The organism is Georgenia muralis, assembly GCF_003814705.1.
Taxonomy (GTDB): domain Bacteria; phylum Actinomycetota; class Actinomycetes; order Actinomycetales; family Actinomycetaceae; genus Georgenia; species Georgenia muralis.
In genome coordinates, this window is record NZ_RKRA01000001.1 from 723,264 (window position 1) to 738,441 (window position 15,178).

12 protein-coding genes and 1 riboswitch are annotated in these 15,178 nt (G+C 73.7%); of the genes, 4 read left to right on the forward strand and 8 right to left on the reverse strand.

What is annotated here, in order from left to right; genetic code table 11:
- Window positions 1-208: 208 nt before the first annotated feature.
- From mobF to EDD32_RS03135, 3 genes are all read right to left on the reverse strand, one after another.
- Window positions 209-3,769 carry a MobF family relaxase gene (mobF, locus tag EDD32_RS19725; RefSeq protein WP_281274846.1) on the reverse strand — a complete coding sequence of 1,187 codons (3,561 nt, stop codon included), beginning with the start codon at window positions 3,767-3,769 and terminating at the stop codon, window positions 209-211.
- A gap of 823 nt (window positions 3,770-4,592) precedes the next feature.
- Entirely contained in the window at window positions 4,593-4,805 is a 213-nt protein-coding gene (locus EDD32_RS03130; RefSeq protein WP_123914519.1) for a MerR family transcriptional regulator, read from the reverse strand.
- A gap of 35 nt (window positions 4,806-4,840) precedes the next feature.
- Window positions 4,841-6,169 carry a site-specific integrase gene (locus EDD32_RS03135; RefSeq protein ID WP_123914521.1) on the reverse strand — a complete coding sequence of 443 codons (1,329 nt, stop codon included), beginning with the start codon at window positions 6,167-6,169 and terminating at the stop codon, window positions 4,841-4,843.
- 520 nt (window positions 6,170-6,689) lie between these two features.
- On the opposite strand from EDD32_RS03135, the gene rocD reads away from it, so the two are divergent.
- Window positions 6,690-8,027, forward strand: a complete 1,338-nt coding sequence (rocD, locus tag EDD32_RS03140; RefSeq protein ID WP_123914523.1) for an ornithine--oxo-acid transaminase — start codon at window positions 6,690-6,692, stop codon at window positions 8,025-8,027.
- Between the two features lie 31 nt (window positions 8,028-8,058).
- Here the strand turns inward: rocD and EDD32_RS03145 are convergent, their stop codons facing one another.
- Window positions 8,059-8,391, reverse strand: coding sequence for a YnfA family protein (locus EDD32_RS03145; protein WP_123914525.1), 333 nt, complete (start codon window positions 8,389-8,391; stop codon window positions 8,059-8,061).
- A 139-nt stretch (window positions 8,392-8,530) separates the two neighbouring features.
- Here EDD32_RS03145 and EDD32_RS19730 point away from each other — a divergent pair, with 139 nt between their 5' ends.
- Window positions 8,531-8,656: a hypothetical protein gene (locus tag EDD32_RS19730; protein WP_281274847.1), complete on the forward strand. Its 126-nt coding sequence runs from the start codon at window positions 8,531-8,533 to the stop codon at window positions 8,654-8,656.
- Between the two features lie 83 nt (window positions 8,657-8,739).
- Here EDD32_RS19730 and EDD32_RS03150 read toward each other — a convergent pair whose 3' ends face one another.
- Window positions 8,740-9,468 carry a hypothetical protein gene (locus EDD32_RS03150; RefSeq protein ID WP_123914526.1) on the reverse strand — a complete coding sequence of 243 codons (729 nt, stop codon included), beginning with the start codon at window positions 9,466-9,468 and terminating at the stop codon, window positions 8,740-8,742.
- 682 nt (window positions 9,469-10,150) lie between these two features.
- Here EDD32_RS03150 and EDD32_RS19735 point away from each other — a divergent pair.
- Window positions 10,151-10,276: a hypothetical protein gene (locus EDD32_RS19735; RefSeq protein ID WP_281274848.1), complete on the forward strand. Its 126-nt coding sequence runs from the start codon at window positions 10,151-10,153 to the stop codon at window positions 10,274-10,276.
- A 4-nt stretch (window positions 10,277-10,280) separates the two neighbouring features.
- On the opposite strand, the gene EDD32_RS03155 is transcribed toward EDD32_RS19735, so the two are convergent.
- From EDD32_RS03155 to EDD32_RS03165, 3 genes are all read right to left on the reverse strand, one after another.
- A complete protein-coding gene (locus tag EDD32_RS03155; RefSeq protein ID WP_123914528.1) occupies window positions 10,281-11,204 on the reverse strand; it encodes a universal stress protein in 924 nt (307 codons plus the stop codon).
- Window positions 11,205-11,610: 406 nt separating this feature from the next.
- Window positions 11,611-12,423, reverse strand: a complete 813-nt coding sequence (locus EDD32_RS19740; RefSeq protein WP_123920122.1) for a C40 family peptidase — start codon at window positions 12,421-12,423, stop codon at window positions 11,611-11,613.
- Between the two features lie 11 nt (window positions 12,424-12,434).
- A riboswitch (cyclic di-AMP (ydaO/yuaA leader) is annotated at window positions 12,435-12,624 on the reverse strand.
- A gap of 512 nt (window positions 12,625-13,136) precedes the next feature.
- Window positions 13,137-13,937, reverse strand: a complete 801-nt coding sequence (locus EDD32_RS03165) for a metal-dependent transcriptional regulator (RefSeq protein WP_123914530.1) — start codon at window positions 13,935-13,937, stop codon at window positions 13,137-13,139.
- Window positions 13,938-14,101: 164 nt separating this feature from the next.
- On the opposite strand from EDD32_RS03165, the gene EDD32_RS03170 reads away from it, so the two are divergent.
- The gene (locus tag EDD32_RS03170) at window positions 14,102-15,160 is read left to right on the forward strand and encodes a citrate/2-methylcitrate synthase (protein WP_170175183.1); all 1,059 of its coding nucleotides are present in this window, start codon (window positions 14,102-14,104) and stop codon (window positions 15,158-15,160) included.
- Window positions 15,161-15,178: the final 18 nt, after the last annotated feature.

The window sequence follows — 15,178 nt, forward strand, 5'->3', positions numbered from 1 at the left end:
CGACGTACGCGTCCCTCCGGGGATTCGCTCGAGGTCTTCGACCACGAGGAACCGCCGGACGTACCGGCCGTGGATCGCCGAGCCGGGCTGTGGCTGCAGCCCGACAGGGCGAGGGCCAAGGGTCGCAGGCCCGGACGGGACTCTGCGGCGGACGTTATTGTTCTCTCCGGCCAGGTACGCGCGCGATTCGGACGAGGCCTGGGCCGTCCTAGAGGCTGCGCGCGTGGGTTTGCGCCCTGGTGCCGTCGGTCCTGCGCGTCTGGATGATGGCCCGGGCGCGGTGGAGGGCTTCGTTGGCGCGGCGGCGGTCGCGTCCCGGTGCGAGTGTGTGGGTGGAGGGTCCGAGGGGCGCGGGGCCGGTGATGGCGTACCGGTCGCGGTAGGCCGCGATGACGGTCAGTTCGGCGAGCCACCCTTGGTAGTCGCTTGCACCGTTCGGCCGCTCCCCAGTGTGGGACACCCAGGGCGCCCGGTCGCGGACAGCGGCCTCGGCGAGGGTGTGGGCGCGGGTCTCGATGAGCTGACGTCGTTCGTCCAGCGCGCGGGCGAAGTCGGCGGGCAAAGGGCCGGACGCGGCCGGGATGAGTCCGGCGATGAGGTCCGGGGTCGTGCCGGGTGCGGGCTGTCGCGTGGCTCGGCCGAGGCGGGCGGTGAGTACGGCGGCGATGTCGTCGGCGTCGAGCAGGGTGCGTTGGGTGACCAGGCGCGGCAGGAGGGTGTCGAGGTCGTGGTGGTGGGCCTCGGCGCGGCGCAGCTCAGCCATGAGGACGGCGAAAGCCTCAGACTTAGTGGCCTGCGCGGCTTCGGCCGACGTGAGCCCGCCCGCCCCGGTGAGGGCGTCGGTGACGAGCCGGGTCCACCGGCCGTGTTGGGCGGTGGTGGCGATGGTCTCGTACTCGGCGGCGAGCTGGGCGATGCCGGTCCACCTCTCTTGCTCGGCGGTGATGGTCTGGTGGGCGGAGAGCTCGAGGGCGGAGTGGTTGAGCACGCCGAACAGGACGGTCCGCGCGGTGGTTTCCGTCTCGGCGGGGGTGGCGTGGAGTGGGTCGGGCTGGTCGAGGGCGACGTAGGCGGTGTTCGCGTGCCGGCCGCGGGTCATGGACACGTACAGGTTCTCGCGGGTGGTCGAGGGGGAGACGACGACGTGGGCGGTGTCGACCGTCAGGCCCTGGGCGCGGTGGGCGGTGACGGCGTAGCCGAGGTCGACGTGCCGGGCGACGTACCCGGCCGGCAGCCTCACGCCCGCGCCGCTGGCGTCGCCGGCTTGGCGGACGCCGAGCGTGCCGTCGCGGCCGACTCGGGTGACGGTCCACCGGTCGCCGTTGCGGACCCAGGTGCCGGGGCTGGTGCGCAGGCGGCGGTCGTTGCGCCGCGTGATGACCACATCACCCACCGATGCGCGGGCCTCATCGCGCAGTCCGACCTCGCGCAGCGTGGATGTCACACCCGACCGGATGCGGTCGGCGCGGGCGCGGTCATTGAGGTGTCGCACGGAATCGGCAGCCTCGGTGACCAGGATGGACGACCGGCCGGCAGTCAGGTCGTGCTGCCACGCCTGGTAGGCGGTGTCGATCATGGCCTCGGTGGTGCCCTCGACGATCCGGCCGTGGCCCGCGTATGCGTCGATCGCGGCCGGGTCGCCGTCGCGCAGGGCGAGGGAGGCGTCCTTCTCCCAGACGTGGATGAACCGCCGCACCTCCACCAGCTGTGCCAGGTCGCCGCCGCGGGCCGCGGTGAGCATGTTGAACGCACCGCCGGCGTCGACGGACTGCAGCTGGGCCGGGTCGCCGACGAGGACGACCTTCGCGCCGGCCTCGGCGGCGCGGGTGGCGATGGTCTCCAGGGTGCGGGTGGAGGCCAGGGTGGCCTCGTCCAGGATGACGAGCTCGCCCGGGCAGAAGTCCGCCCTGCCACGGGCGTGGTCGTACACCCACTTGGCGGTGTTGTCACAGCCGAGGCCGATGTCCTCGGCGAGGACCTGTGCGGCGGCGGCCGACGGCGCCATCCCGACCACGGACCCGGGCCCGTGCACCGCTGTCCAGGCACCGGCCAGGGCGGCCATCGCGGTCGACTTCCCGGTCCCGGCCGGACCAACCAGCACATCCAGACGTCGGCCCGAGGTGAGGATCTGCGTGATCGCGGCGGCCTGCTCCCCGCCGACCACCACACCGTCACCCCGGGAACCGGTGACGTTCCCGGCGAGGTGCTGCGGGACGACAAGGGACGCGTCGTGGTCGTCGGCCAGGGTGAGCAGCCGGTCCTCCGCGCCGAGCAGACGCTCGCTCGAGTAGTAGGTGGAGTGCCGGGGCCGCAGGGGGCTGGTGCCGTCACCGCGCCGCATCCCGGCCGGGACGGTAGCGACCTCGCCCGGGGTGAGCCGGACCGACCGCCCAATGGCCGCGTCGGTGATGAGCGCGATCACCTGTTCCCGGTCCGCGGCGGCGACGAAGCGCCAGCCCATCGTGCGGCGCGAGGCCTCGGCCCACAGGTTCCAGTGCCGCCAGGTCGACCGCCGCTCCGCCACCGCCTCCACCACGTCGGCGGCGGCCTGGTCGACCAGGAACATCGGCACCGACTCCCCGGTCAGCGCCCGCGCCGGCTCTCGGGTGGTGGTGAGGATGCGTGCCCACGCCGTGGGATCGCCCCCCACCAGGTCCCGCGCGCGTGCCCGCCACTCGGCCGTCAGGTCGGCCAGGGCCCGGATGGCCTTCTCGGGGCGGGTGTCCAGGGTGGCCTCGGCGCGCAGCTGCACGATCCGCCGGCCGGTGGGCCGGCGGCCGTGCTCGGCCACGTAGGCGGCGATCTTCGCGTCCGTGGCGACGTCGATCGCCCGGGCCCGGCTGGAGAACTCGGCGATCAGGGCTTCACTGACACCTTGGATCTCCCACTGGCCGGTGCGGTCCTCGCCACGCTCGCGCCGCTCCCACGACAGCCCGAACGTGCCCGTGAGCCGGTCCGCGAGGACGGCGTTGTAGTGCTCGGACAGGCCAACGAGCGCGTGGTGGACCGCCCGGGAGTCCAGGGTCCGCCACCGCCCGTCGTGGGCCGTCATCACCTTGTTCGAGACCACCACGTGGGTGTGGAGCTGGGGGTCGTTGGCCCGCGAGTCCCAATGGTCATACGCCGTCGCGGCAACCCCCACGACCGACACCTGCGCGATCCCGGCATGCCCGGTGCGGGTGGCCGCAACCTCCCGCTCAAAGAAATCGAGCACCTGCGCGACGGCGGCATGGTGGGCCTCGACGATCAGGCCCTGGATGTTCGCGTCCGCCACGCTCCACAGCACCGACGCCGACTTCGGCACCGAGAACGTCAGATCGAACCCCGCCGTCGCCGTCTGTGGCCCACGGGCGGCCTGCTCGGCCCGGATCCGGGTCACCTCGGCGTCGAACTCCCCCGCCGGCAGCGCCCGGTCCACCCGGGCGGTCAGCGCCGCGGTCCGCTCGGCCACGCTCGGGTACTCCCGAAACGGCCGACCCAGGCTCACCCCCGTGACCGGGTCGCTCCCCCGACCCAACAGCGTCCGCAGCTGCTCGGGAGTCACCGCCATGCCCGGGCGCAGCTCCCCCGCCCCGAAGAACGCGACCCCCTTCCCCATCCACACCCCCGGCGGGGTACCCGCCTCCGTGAAGTACCGCGTGAACCCCGTCGCCTGCGCGACGTTCCCATCACCTTGCACGACCGAGCGCAGCAGGTACCCGTACCCCTTGCCCGCCGAGACCACCCGCATCGAGACCGTCACACCCACCAGGTGCGCGACCCAATCCACCTCGGGTGCCAGAGGTGTGAAGACCACAGCCCGCGGCCGTCTCGGACTGCTCCGGCCGGGTGGCCGGGACGCGGGCAAGCCGTCCACGCGGACCTCCGCTCCGCCACCGCGTCTCCGCCCGGCGCCGGACGTCCGGAGCCGCGGTGGCTTGGCCTCTGGCGCCGGGGGCACACCTGATAGTCGAACAGCCCTTCCCGGACGCTGTCGCCCCGCGTGGGCGCGCTGGTCGACGAGCAACCACGGGAGGGCGGAGAGGAGGGAACTTGGGGGCCGGACGCCAAGACGCGGCGACCTTCTCCCCGTACGCACCCTGACCTGGGCCGATATTCGCCGCCATGGTGCGTACGGGGTGCGTACGGGGTGCGTACGGGGTCAGGCACCCCGTACGTTCTCGGCAACGCACCAGCGCGAGAGTAAGACCCATGCAACTCGCGATCACACAGGCGAGCCGGACGCCGGCAACGCGAGGCACGCCGACGCCGGCCACCGCGGGGAAGAGAGCGGTGGTGATGAGTCATCACGACCGCGGACACGCCGCCGGGCGGGCAGGCGACCCGTTTCCGTAGAGACGCACCTCGGGGGAAGGGAAGGTGGTGACGACTCGTCACCACCGCGGACACGGCCACCATCCCCGGCAACTGTGCTTCGGTGGAGCCGGCAACCTCGGGGGAAGAGGACGGTGGTGGGGAGTCCTCACGACCACGTCGGGCGTTCACCTCTCGTCGTTGCTGCAGTCACGAGGAGCGAGTGACTCGACATTTCGGCGGTCACCGGGACGGGTGCTGCGTCGTGACCTTCAAAGACGAGACGCCGCGCGCGGCCTTCACCGCGTCGTCGGGATCTTGATGACGAGCGCCCGGCGGAGCTCCTCGAGGTCGACCCGGATGACGCGGCCGACCTTGTACCCGGTGACCGTGCCGTCGGCGATGCGTCGCCGGATCGTCTTGGTACAGACGCTGAACTCTGCTGCGGCGTCGGAGAGCGCGACGAGCTTGCCGCTCGGCACCCGCGTGGTCGCCCGCCGGTTCGTGGTCATCTCGTTCCTCCTGGTCGTGTCGAACGCACCGTCCGTCACATCTGAGGTGTGCGCCCTGCCCCTTCGGGCCCTCCCTGTCCGCTTGAGCCCACCGACCGCGCACCCCCTTCGACGCCCGTCGCACGCCGAGCACGCCGCTGGGCGAGCTCGTCGGTGAAGGCGGCCCCCACCTTCTCGGCGATGGCGTGGCGACGTTCCTCGTCACCGATGTGCTGATAGCGGAGCGCGATGGTGGGGTTCTTGTGGCCCGCGATCGCCATGAGCTCAGCCAACGTCGCACCCGAACGAGCGGCCCACGTCAGCGCCGTGTGCCGCAGGTCGTGGATGTGCAGGTCGTCCAGTCCCACCTGCTTGCGCACGGTCTGCCAGTTCGACTCGACGACGGACGCGTGCAGCACCGCGCCTTTCCGTCCGACGAAGACGAAGCCGTCGTCACCGGGCTGTGCGTGCTTCTCGAGGTGAGCCTGCAGGATCGGCACGACGAACGACGGGATGGCGACGTCCCTCCGGGATGCCTTCGTCTTGGGTTCTCCGATCTCGTTGAACCTGCCACGGACCCTGTTGTTGGCCGCGGTGCCCCGTACCTGCACGACGGCGCGTGCCGGGTCGTCCAGGTGCAGGTGCCGGCGCCGCAATGCCCGCAGCTCACCGTGACGCAGCCCGGTGGTCGCCGCCAACGGCACCAGTGCTGCCAGGTAGTCCGGCATCAGCTCGTGCAACGTCCACATCTGCTCCGGTGTCAGCACCACGGGCTCGTGGACGGCGTCGTACCGCAGTGCCCCCTTGACGCGGGCCGGCGAGGTGTCAAGGAGGTCGTGGTCGACGGCGTCGTTCAGCACCGAGGACAGCACCTGGTAGGCGGAGAACGCCGCGCCACGACCTTCGCCCTTGCGCTGTGCGGCCCTGGCCTCGGCGGCCAGCTGCGCCCGCATCTTTGTGTACCAGTTGGTGATGTCCAGCCGCGACAGGTCCCGCAGCGGGATGTCTCCGAGATCGGGCAGCACGCGTCTGCGCAGTGTCTGCTCGTACCGATAGCGGGTCGAGGGGCGCAGCTGTTTGCCGGCGATCGATCGCTCCGCCCACTCGGCGAACGTGATCCCGCGCTGGGCAGCCAGCCGCGCGCGGCGCTCCCGGTCGCGCGGTGGGGTCCACAGGTCGCGGTCGATCAGGAGCCGCTCGGCGTTGAGCCAGGCCTCGGCGGCCATCTTGTCGCCGAAGTTGCGCGAGTGGCGCATCAGGTCGGGCCCGGTGTAGCGGGCGCGCCAGCCGGTGACCGCTCCAGCCTGCTGGCTCCTGCGTCGCTCCAGCTCGCCGAAGGTCCGCTTTCGTCCTTGCTTCTCGGTCATGGGTGTGCCTCCACCCATCAGGTGTCCCGCCCGGACCTCCTCTGGTGGGGGAATCGCACACCCGACAGCGCCGACGACCTGGGCTCCGGCCTGCGCAGACGGACCGAAATCTGTGGGGGAACTGTGGGGGAATGACGTGCCCTGAGAGGGCCTTTCAGTCCACCTGGGTCCCCGACGGAAGAGTCTGTCGTCGCAGGTCAGGCGGCATCTCCGCCGATCCGGCGATCAGCGGGACACCGCGAAAAATCTCAGACGTTGAGCACGAGCGCTCCCGGATCAGGCGGGCCGCGGTCCGGCCCGGTAGGTGACCGCCACACCGAACCACGTCCCACGGCTCGGGGGCAGCTGAACCACCGGTCTTCTCACCCATCGAGACGCGGGCACGCCGCTCACCGCCCGCCGGCGCCGCCGAGAGCCGGGCGCGGAAGCCGCCGGACGCCTGCCGATGCACGTGGACGCGCACGATCCTGCGGGTCCCTGCCGCTGCAGGGCCGCGGGCTGAGACACTGGTCACACCGCTGCCACCCCAGGAGGATCCGTGCTCGACCCCCGCCAGGCGCCCCCCACCCTCTCGGCGCCGCACCGCTCCGCCACCCCGGACGACGCCGCCCGGCACACCCCGGACGACGCCACCCGACCGGCGTCGCACTCCCACGCCCCGGGGCGCCACGCCGCCCCGCCGAGCTCGCTCGCCCCGAACTACCACCCGCTCCCCATCGTCCTGCACTCAGGCGAGGGGTCGTGGGTGACCGACGTCGACGGCCGCCGCTACCTCGACTGTCTCGCCGGCTACTCCGCCCTCAACTTCGGCCACCGCCACCCCGCGCTCGTCGAGGCCGCCAAGACCCAGCTGGACCGGATCACCCTGACCTCGCGCGCCTTCGACCACGACCTCCTCCTGCGGTTCTCGGACGCCGTCACGACGCTGACCGGCACGGAGATGCTGCTGCCGATGAACACCGGTGCCGAGGCGGTCGAGACGGCGGTCAAGGCCGCCCGCAAGTGGGGCTACGAGGTCAAGGGCGTGCCCGACGGCGAGGCGACGATCGTCGTCGCCGAGGGGGCGTTCCACGGCCGGACGACGACGATCGTCTCGATGAGCTCCGACCCCGAGACGCGCGACGGGTTCGGCCCCTACACCCCGGGCTTCCGGATCGTGCCGTACGGCGACGCGGACGCCGTCGCCGCGGCCATCGACGAGACGACGGTCGCGGTCCTCGTCGAGCCGGTGCAGGGTGAGTCGGGCGTGATCATCCCGCCGGCGGACTACCTGCCGAGGCTGCGGAACCTGTGCGACGGCGCGAACGTCCTGCTGGTCCTCGACGAGATCCAGTCCGGTCTGGGCCGCACGGGGACCACCCTCGCCCAGGAGGTCGCGGGGGTGCGGGCCGACCTCACCACGCTGGGGAAGGCGCTCGGCGGCGGGATCCTGCCGGTGTCCGCGGTCGTGGGCCGGCGCGACGTCCTGGAGGTCCTCTCCCCCGGCACGCACGGCTCGACGTTCGGCGGCAACCCGCTGGCCTGCGCGGTCGGCCTGGCCGTGGTGGACCTGCTCGCACCGGGCGACCTGCAGGCCCGGGCCCGCGAGCTCGGCGCCGAGCTCACCACGCGGCTGGAGGACCTCGTGGCCGAGGGGCTGCTCGCCGAGGTGCGCACGATCGGGCTCTGGGCGGGCCTGGACGTCCAGCCGGCGCTGGGCCTGAGCGGACGGGCGACGTCGGAGCGCCTGGCCGCGTGCGGCGTCCTCACCAAGGACACCCACGGGAACACGCTGCGGCTGGCCCCACCCCTGACGATCTCGCGCGGGGACATGCACCTCGCGCTGGACACCCTCGCGGAGGTGCTGCGGGAGGAGGCCCGCGAGGCGGGCCGCTGACGCCGGCGGTCACGGCGCCGATGCGCCCCGGTCAGGCGGGTCGGGGCGCGTACATGATCAGGGCGACCCCGACGAGGCAGACCAGTGCACCCGCGACGTCCCAACGGTCCGGGCGGAAGCCGTCGACAACCGCCCCCCAGACGAGCGAGCCCGCCACGAACACCCCGCCGTAGGCGGCGAGGACGCGGCCGAAGCTCGCCTCCGGCTGGAAGGTGGCCACGAGGCCGTAGAGGCCGAGCGCGATCGCACCGAGTCCGACCCACAGCCAGCCTCGGTGCTCACGCACCCCCTGCCAGACCAGCCACGCACCACCGATCTCGAGCAGGGCGGCCAGGACGAACAGCAGCATCGAGCGCAGGGGCATGGCGTCTCCTCGTGTCGGCCACGACGGTACCGGGTCCAAATTCCCTCGACGGCGCCCACCTCGGCGCGCGATGCTCGTCCCATGTTCACCTCGTGATGCAGACGCGCGACCCATCGGCATCGAGGAGAAGGAGGTAGCCGTGCGAGCTCCCAAGAAGGTGAGCCCGGCCGGGAAGCAGCCGCCCGGGCAGCGCCGGTCGCAGGGCTTCGTGCCCCACGAGACCCGCGCCCAGCCGGCCCGGCAGTGGCACGCCCGCCGCACGTAGCCCGGCAGGCCCGGCCGGCCGAGAGCGGTCCGGCACGAAGGATGGCCCCGTCGCACGGGCGGGGCCGTCCGACGGCGAGCGCGTCAGCGGGGCAGCAGACCACCCGGCAGGGCCGACAGGACGAACGGCAGCACGGTGACGCTGACGAGGAAGGCCCAGCCGCCGGTGAGCCGCCGCCGGACGGGCAGGGGCGACCGCGACCACAGCGGCGCCGGCTCCAGCAGCACGAACACCAGCCAGACCGGAGCCGCGGCGACGGCGAGCCAGAACCACGCCCACCTCGTCGCCAGGCGGGGCTCGGGGCCGAGGACCAGCACCAGCAGGGCCGCGAGCGCCACGGCCGACCACACCGGACCGGCATCGTCCCGTTCGACGAAGGCGAACGGCTCGGTCTGCACCAGGACGCCGCCGTCCCTGGCGGCCGCGAGGATGGTGAGCCCCTCGTCCTCCTCGCCGGGCACCGTGCTGAACCAGTAGGTCGCCCAGAAGGTCCGCCCGTCGGTGGTCCACTGCACCTCGGCCTCGCCGGAGGTGACGGACTGCGGGTCGGGACGCTCGATGGTCAGGCTCATCACCTCACCGACCGCCAGGTCGGTGAGGAGGTCACCGGTGGACCGCTCGACCGGGCCCCCTGCGGTCTGCGCCCACGCGAGGAGCAGGCCGACCGCCACGAGGACCCGCACGAGCACCGATCCCGCGCGGGCCGGGCCAGCGGGCGGGGCCGCACCACCGAGGTGCGCCGGCGCACCGTCGAGGTGCCCGGCCGCTCCGCCGGTGCGGGCCGCCCGGGCTTCCCCGGGTCTGTCCTCCATCCCACGACCGTAGCCGACGGGATGGGGAGTTCTCCCCATGTCACGGGGGCAGATTCTCCGCCAGGATGAGCCGGTGAGCACGCTCCGGGTCGACGAGCCCCGCCCCGCGCCCTCCCCGGTGCACGTCACGCTCGACGTCGCGGCGTGGCCGACCTCGCCCCCGCGTTCGTCGCCGGCCTGGTCCTGGTCGCCGCGCCGGGCCTGCGCATCCGTGTCAGCGCCACCCTCGGCGGCGTGGCGCTGACCCAGGTGGTCGCCTGGGACGGCGACAAGGCGGTCGCCCTGTCGCGCCGTCGCCGCTCGACCGGGGCGCTGACCGCCGCGGGAGCCGTCGCGCGCGACCTCGTAGTCGACGTTGACGTCGGCGTGGAGCGGGTCGGACCCGTCGGGCACCCGGCGCCCGCCCCCACCCACCGGGCGGTCTGGCTCTGGACCAGCTCCGAGGCGCCGCCTCCGCCGCCGACCTCGAGCGCGAGGCCGACCGGCTCCGCGCCGAGATGGCCGCCCTGCCGGGCGTGTGCGACGCGGACGTCGTCGTCGAGCAGGACGAGAAGTCGGGCCGGGCCGTGCGGGGCACCGTCACCGCCCCGGGCGACGCCACCGCGCTCCTCGGCCTGCTCGACCGCGCCACCGAGCCCGGCTGGGACACCGAGCGTTCGTCCCGCAGGCGGTCGAGGTCCGCGTGGTCGGGGACGACGGCGCCACCCTCGACGCCACCGACCTCGGCCTGCCCGGACCGGCCGCCACGCCCACCGGGTTGCACGAGCACTACGGCCCACCGGCGGCGGACCCGGACCTCGAGGGCTGAGCGGCTACTGGTTCCAGGGCACGTCGGTCGGTGCGGCGCCCTCGTCGGCGCTGCGCGACGGCACGACCATGACCGGGCACACGGCGTGGTGGAGAACGGCCTGGCTCGTCGAGCCCAGGAGCAGCCCGGCGAAGCCGCCGCGGCCGCGCGAGCCGACGACCACCAGTTCCACGGCGGTGGAGAACTCGGCCATGAGCGCGGCGGCGTTGCCGTCCAGCGCGTGCTGGCGCACGCGGACGTCCCGGTCGCCCACCGCGGCCTTGACCGCGACACCCAGACCCTCACGGACGTCCGCGAGCACCTCGTCGCGGTCGACGGCGGCCGGCAGCCAGGCCATGGCGCCCGCACCGGTCGCGATCGGCACGGCGGCGACGGCGCTGAGCTCGGCGTCCCAGACGATCGCCTCGTCGACGGCTCGCCGCAGGGCGATGCGGGCGGACTCCGAGCCGTCCACCCCGACGACGATGCGCCGTACCGGCAGGAAGGACCGCGCGGGCGACAGCGGCACGACGACCGTCGGGCAGTGCGCGTGGGCGGGCAGGGCCGAGGACACCGTCCCCAGCAGCCGGTCGGTGAACCCGCCGCCGCCGCGGGTGCCGACGACGACGAGCGCGGCCTCGCGCGAGAGGTCCACGAGCACCCCGGCCGGGTCGCCGGTCTCGAGGGAGGACGTCACCCGGAGCCCGGAGTCCGCGGTGCGGGCGACGGCCTCGTCGACCACCGCCTGCGCACCCTGCTGGATGGCGGTGTCGTCCATCGCGGCGTAGCCGCCGTCGAGCGAGGCCGCGGTGAAGGACGGCAACGCGTACGCGCAGACCACGTGGAGCCGGTGCCCGGTCCGGGACGCCTCGGCAACGGCCCAGTCGACGGCGGCGAGGCTCGCCTCGGACCCGTCGACCCCGACGACGATGACCTTCTCGTGCGACATGGACTCTCCCCGGCGGTGGTTCGTCGATCCGTTGCCCACATTGTGCCCCTCCCCGTCCGGGGGACGTGGGGTTTCGCCTGGCGGTTCGGGTGCGGCCTCGCCGCCCGCAACCCAGCGACTCAGTCGCGAACGGTCGAGCGAGCACCTCCCGGGGTGACTCAGCGGCACCGTCCCCACGCGCTCGACCCGACACCCACGACTTCACCGCACCCCGAGCCCGCAACCCAGCGACTCTGTCGCGAACGGTCGAGCGAGCACCTCCCGGGGTGACTCAGCGGCACCGTCCCCACGCGCTCGACCCGACACCCACGACTTCACCGAACCCCGCGTCACCGCCGGGCGTACGACGACGGCGGCCCGCCCCTCACGAGGAGGGACGGGCCGTCGGGTGCGGCTGGAGGCTCGCTCAGCCGGTGACCCGGATGAAGACGGGGTTGGACATGTAGATGGGGCTCTCGTACAGCGCGGTGCCCGGGTTGCGGGCCGCGATGTGCTGGCCGTTGCCGGTGTAGATGCCGCTGTGGCCGGGGCCCCAGATGATGTCGCCGGGACGCGCCTCGGCGGCGGAGACCCGGTAGCCGACGCTGCCCTGGGCGGAGGACGTGCGGGGCAGCGAGATGCCGACCTGCGCGAAGACGTACTGGATGAAGCCGGAGCAGTCGAAGCCGGCCGGGGTCGCGCCGCCCCAGACGTACGGGACGCCGACGTACTGGCGGGCGATGTTGACGATCTGCTGTCCGACACCCGAGGCGGCGGCGACCGGGGCGGGCGCCGGCGTCGGGGCGGCCTCGGCGGGGGCCGGAGCAGCGGTCCGGGCGGCGGGCGCCTCGATCGCTGTGCGCTCGGCGGTGCGCGAAGCCGCGGCGGTGTCGCGCTCGACGACGGGCTCCGGCTCCGGCTCGGGCTCCGGCGGCGGAGGCGGCGGGGTGGCCTCGGCGGAGGCGACGACGTCGGCGGACCAGGTGATGTCGGCCGGCACGGTGACGGTCGGGGTGGTCACCATCGCGGTGAGCGCCTCGGACGTCGCGGCGGAGATGTCGACGTTCGGCAGGGCCGAGGTCTGCGGGGCCGCGGAGGCGGAGGTAGCCGCCATCGTCAGGATGAGACCGGAGGAGGCGACGGCGGCGATGCCGCGGCGCGCGCCCTGGCCGGAGAGGGCCACGGTCAACGGTGTGGAGGGACGGCGGGCCGCACGGTGGCGGGCGCCCTGGGGCGTCATGGTGGTCACGGATTACCTCTCCTGGCTGCCTACGGAGTGAGCTGTCGGGTTCGGGTGGGAGAACACCCGGCGCGGTTCCTGCTGCAGGAAGGCCGCACTTCACCCCGAGGCCCCGGTCTCCCGGAGCCGTCCATCACTTGGTTCCCCCGTCCCCGCCGCTGTTCCTACTCGATGCTGACTCCGGGGCGGCGGCAGGGTTAGGCGTCCGCCCGAAGACTTCGCGGAGGAGGGTTCCGGAAGCGATCTGGACACTACAGCCAGATTCTGGCTATGTCACGTTTCGATCACGACCCTGGGGATGTCACGTCGGCGCGGGTGCGGTGAGGTCCGCGGCGACCTCTCCGCCGAAGGCCGCGGCCAGCACCCACGGGGCGGTCACGTCAGAGGGTGTCGTCGCAGGTGAAAGGGCCACAGGGGGCCAGGGCCCACTCGCCGCCGACCACGCCCCGGGGTGGTCGGGAAGCGCTTCTCAGCATCGGGTTCGTGAGGCGGCTCACACCCGCCGACGCGCGTGGCGCCTCGGTGGATGCATGGCGCCCGGCTCCGGGGGACGCGCGTGGCGCCGCGGTGGATGCATGACGCCCGGCTCCGGGAGACGCGCGTGGCGCCGCGGTGGATGCGTGACGCCCGGCTCCGGGGGACGCGCGTGGCGCCGCGGTGGATGCATGGCGCCCGGCTCCGGGAGACGCCGCCACGTGCGCCCCGAGCGCTCGTCAGGTGGTGACGAACAGGTGCCGGGTGATCTCCTCGGGCAGGTCCAGGACCGTCTCGGAGCCCGGCGCGTGCAGCGAGACGACGTCCCCGCCCGGCCGCACCCGGACCTCGACGCGCACCCCGGGCCGCAGCCCCGACTGGTCCATGCGGGAGAGGAGGTCGACGTCGACCTGCAGGGGCTCACCGATGCGCGCCAGCACGACGTCGGCACGGAGGTCGCCGACGTCCGCGCGGGCGGACTGCTCGTCCACGCGGCGGCTCTCCCCGTGTACGGGGGCCTGCGGGGCGAAGCGCTCGCCGTCGTCGCCGGCCGGGAGGAGCTCGGCGGCGACGTCGGCGAGGGACCGGACCTCCTCACGCGGCGCCACGACCTCCTCGTCCCCCGTCAGCGCGTCGAGGCCGGGGATCGGGTTGCCGTAGGGGTCGACGTGCGGGTGGTCGAGCAGCTCGAGGAGACGGCGCTCGACCCGCTCGCTCATGACGTGCTCCCACCGGCAGGCCTCGTCGTGGACGTACGCCCACTCCAGGCCGACGACGTCGGTGAGCAGCCGCTCGGCGAGCCGGTGCTTGCGCATGACCTCCGTCGCTCTGCGGCGACCGGCGTCCGTGAGCTCGATCTGCCTGGTCCCGGAGAGCAGGAGCAGCCCGTCTCGCTCCATACGGGCCACGGTCTGGGACACGGTCGGGCCGGAGTGGCCCAGTCGCTCCGCGATGCGCGCACGCAGCGGCACGACGCGCTCCTCCTCGAGCTCGTAGACGGTCTTGAGGTACATCTCCGTCGTGTCGATGAGATCGCTCACGTACTCCCGCTCTCTTCCGCGCGCGCCCCAGCGGCCGCGTCGCGACGGCTGGTCATGGGCATGCCTGTCCTCAGGATAGGGATGCCCGGCCACAACGGGCAGCGCCCCGGCCCGGTGGAGGGCAGTTTTCCGTTCTGTCCACTTCCGGCTCTATGGTTCGCGTGATGCCGCTCACCCCTCCTCGCCTCCCGCTGCCCGACCCGGGCACCGCGCCGCCCCTGTACGCGTACGCCGACGGCGAGCCGCTCTACCGCGGCCGGCGGATGCGCGACCTCGTGGGCACCCCGTTCGAGGAGATCTGGGGCCTGCTGGTCGACGGCGAGGGCGGCGACGCCCTCCCGCCGGCGGAGCCGTTCAACCTCCCCGTGCGCACCGGCGACACCCGGGTCGACGTGCTCTCCGCCCTGGCCCAGCTCACCCCCGTGTGGGGATACCGGCCACTGGTGGAGATCGACTCCACGCGCGCCCGGGAGGACCTCGCTCGGGCGTCGGTGATGACGCTGAGCTTCGTGGCCCAGTCGGCGCGGGGCGAGGACGTGCCGGCAGTGCCCCAGCGCGAGGTCGACATGGTCACGACCATCGCGGAGCGGTTCCTCGTGCGGTGGCGCGGCGTCGCCGACCCGGAGGCCGTCGCGGCGCTCGACCTGTTCTGGCTCGCCGTCTCCGAGACGGGTCTGGTCCCCTCCACCCGCACCGCGCGGACCGCCGCGGAGATGGGGGCCGACGCCGCCTCGTGCCTCGCCGCCGCTGTCGCCGTCGCGGGAGCACCCTTCGGCGGTGGCGCGGCCGCCCGGGCGCTGGCGATCGTGGCGGAGGCCGAGCGCACCGGCGACGCCGACGCCGCCATCGCGGCGCACCTCGCGCGGGGTGGCGACCTCGCCGGCTTCGGCGACGAGCTGGTCCCCGCCGACGCCCGTGTGGGGATGCTTCGCGACGCCTGCGTCCGGGCCGGCGCGCGCCGGCTCGAGTCCGCCGAGGCGGTCGCCCGCGCGGGCGCCGAGACCCTGGCCCGCGCGGGCGCCGAGACCCTGGCCCGCGCGGGCGCCGAGACCCTGGCCCGCACCTCCGGCCCGACCCCCGGGGCGAACACGCTCTTCTGGGGCGGCGTGCTGCTCGACCACGTCGGGGTCCCGCCCCAGCTCTTCTGCGCCCTGTACCTGTGCGGACGCACCGCCGGGTGGTCCGCGCACGTCCTGGAGGTCCAGCGCCTGCGGCACCTGTGACCTGTCGCCCGCCAGGGC